Origin of the sequence: Marinobacter sp. MBR-99 (genome assembly GCF_040547575.1) — a bacterium.
GTDB lineage: Bacteria > Pseudomonadota > Gammaproteobacteria > Pseudomonadales > Oleiphilaceae > Marinobacter.
In genome coordinates this window covers 1-1,739 of the sequence record NZ_JBEPPY010000050.1, presented here as the reverse complement: position 1 = coordinate 1,739, position 1,739 = coordinate 1, and the positions used below count along the sequence as shown (strand labels likewise).

The window sequence follows — 1,739 nt, the reverse complement described above, 5'->3', positions numbered from 1 at the left end:
GCGGAACGATGTAGAATACGCGGCCTTGATTGAGCAACAGCTCAAACGCTCTTTAAAAAGTTAACCAAGTAATTCGTGTGGGCGCTGGCCGAGGTATTTCGGATACGAAATATCAGGACAGTGACTCGTCGAAATTGAGTTTTGTCTTGAGCAAGAATAGAGAATCTTCGGATTCTTGTATGATTTAAACTGAAGAGTTTGATCATGGCTCAGATTGAACGCTGGCGGCAGGCTTAACACATGCAAGTCGAGCGGTAACAGGGGGTGCTTGCACCCCGCTGACGAGCGGCGGACGGGTGAGTAATGCTTAGGAATCTGCCCAGTAGTGGGGGATAGCCCGGGGAAACCCGGATTAATACCGCATACGTCCTACGGGAGAAAGCAGGGGATCTTCGGACCTTGCGCTACTGGATGAGCCTAAGTCGGATTAGCTAGTTGGTGGGGTAAAGGCCTACCAAGGCGACGATCCGTAGCTGGTCTGAGAGGATGATCAGCCACATCGGGACTGAGACACGGCCCGAACTCCTACGGGAGGCAGCAGTGGGGAATATTGGACAATGGGGGCAACCCTGATCCAGCCATGCCGCGTGTGTGAAGAAGGCTTTCGGGTTGTAAAGCACTTTCAGCGAGGAGGAAGGCCTTAAAGTTAATACCTTTGAGGATTGACGTTACTCGCAGAAGAAGCACCGGCTAACTCCGTGCCAGCAGCCGCGGTAATACGGAGGGTGCAAGCGTTAATCGGAATTACTGGGCGTAAAGCGCGCGTAGGTGGTTCGATAAGCGAGATGTGAAAGCCCCGGGCTTAACCTGGGAACGGCATTTCGAACTGTCGGACTAGAGTGTGGTAGAGGGTAGTGGAATTTCCTGTGTAGCGGTGAAATGCGTAGATATAGGAAGGAACACCAGTGGCGAAGGCGGCTACCTGGACCAACACTGACACTGAGGTGCGAAAGCGTGGGGAGCAAACAGGATTAGATACCCTGGTAGTCCACGCCGTAAACGATGTCAACTAGCCGTTGGGACTCTTGAAGTCTTAGTGGCGCAGCTAACGCACTAAGTTGACCGCCTGGGGAGTACGGCCGCAAGGTTAAAACTCAAATGAATTGACGGGGGCCCGCACAAGCGGTGGAGCATGTGGTTTAATTCGACGCAACGCGAAGAACCTTACCTGGCCTTGACATCCAGAGAACTTTCCAGAGATGGATTGGTGCCTTCGGGAACTCTGAGACAGGTGCTGCATGGCCGTCGTCAGCTCGTGTCGTGAGATGTTGGGTTAAGTCCCGTAACGAGCGCAACCCCTATCCCTGGTTGCTAGCAGGTAATGCTGAGAACTCCAGGGAGACTGCCGGTGACAAACCGGAGGAAGGTGGGGATGACGTCAGGTCATCATGGCCCTTACGGCCAGGGCTACACACGTGCTACAATGGCGCGTACAGAGGGCTGCCAACTCGCGAGAGTGCGCCAATCCCTTAAAACGCGTCGTAGTCCGGATCGGAGTCTGCAACTCGACTCCGTGAAGTCGGAATCGCTAGTAATCGCGAATCAGAATGTCGCGGTGAATACGTTCCCGGGCCTTGTACACACCGCCCGTCACACCATGGGAGTGGATTGCACCAGAAGTAGTTAGTCTAACCTTCGGGAGGACGATTACCACGGTGTGGTTCATGACTGGGGTGAAGTCGTAACAAGGTAGCCGTAGGGGAACCTGCGGCTGGATCACCTCCTTAAACGAAGCCGAA

At 53.9% G+C, this 1,739-nt stretch carries 1 rRNA gene; it reads left to right on the top strand.

Annotated elements, in window-relative coordinates:
• Positions 1–186: 186 nt before the first annotated feature.
• Positions 187–1,727: ribosomal RNA gene (locus ABIE59_RS19900) — 16S ribosomal RNA — on the top strand.
• The last annotated feature ends 12 nt before the right edge of the window (positions 1,728–1,739 follow it).